At 64.0% G+C, this 1153-nt stretch carries 1 protein-coding gene; it reads left to right on the top strand.

All coding sequences use genetic code 11. The features are described 5' to 3' along the window. The coding region (hemA, locus tag SMA01S_RS23965; RefSeq protein ID WP_066828000.1) for a 5-aminolevulinate synthase at positions 1 to 1153 on the top strand (1153 nt) is incomplete at both ends.

Here is a 1153-nt window from a genome sequence, read left to right as displayed (position 1 = left end):
TGTTCACCCAGGCGATCGACCGGCTGCATGCCGAGGGGCGGTATCGCGTGTTCATCGACATCTTGCGCAACAAGGGGATGTTTCCCAATGCGCGGTGTTTCGCCGGTCATAACGGGCCGATGCCGATCACGGTGTGGTGCTCGAACGATTATCTCGCGATGGGCCAGCATCCCAAGGTGATCGCGGCGATGGAGGAAGCGCTGCACGATGTCGGCGCGGGCTCGGGCGGCACGCGCAATATCGGCGGCAACACGCATTACCATGTCGACCTCGAGGGCGAGCTGGCCGACCTGCATGGCAAGGAAGGCGCCTTGCTGTTCACCTCGGGCTATGTCTCGAACGAGGCGACCTTGGCGACCCTGGGCAAGATCCTGCCCGGCTGCATCATCTTTTCGGACGAGCTCAATCACGCCTCGATGATCGCGGGCATCCGCAATTCGGGCTGCGAGAAGCGCGTATTCCGCCACAATGATCTGGCGCATCTCGAAGCGTTGCTCGCGGCCGAGGACCCCAACGCGCCCAAGCTGATCGCGTTCGAGAGCGTCTATTCGATGGAAGGCGACATCGCGCCGCTGGCCGCGATCTGCGACCTTGCCGACAAATACAATGCGCTGACCTATCTCGATGAGGTCCATGCCGTCGGCATGTACGGTCCCAGGGGCGGCGGCATTTCGGAGCGCGACCAGGTCGCCGACCGCATCACGATCATCGAGGGCACGCTGGGCAAGGCATTCGGGGTGATGGGCGGCTATATCGCTGCCGACCAGACGATCATCGACGTCATCCGCAGCTACGCGCCGGGCTTCATCTTCACGACCTCGCTGTCGCCGGTGCTGGTCGCCGGCGTGCTTGCGTCCGTCCGCCACCTCAAGGCATCGACCGCCGAGCGCGACGGGCAGCAGGCCTCGGCCAGGATGCTCAAGGCGATGCTCGCCGAAGCGGGTCTGCCGGTATTGCCCGGTGACACGCATATCGTGCCTTTGATGGTCGGCGATCCGGTCAAGGCGAAGCGGATCAGCGACATCCTGCTTGCCGAATACGGCGTCTATGTTCAGCCGATCAATTACCCGACCGTGCCGCGCGGCACCGAACGCCTGCGCTTCACCCCCGGCCCTGCCCATGACGAAGCCATGATGCGCGACCTCACCAAGGC

Source organism: Sphingomonas mali NBRC 15500 (genome assembly GCF_001598415.1).
Classification (GTDB): domain Bacteria; phylum Pseudomonadota; class Alphaproteobacteria; order Sphingomonadales; family Sphingomonadaceae; genus Sphingomonas; species Sphingomonas mali.
This window is presented reverse-complemented; position numbering and strand designations above follow the sequence as displayed.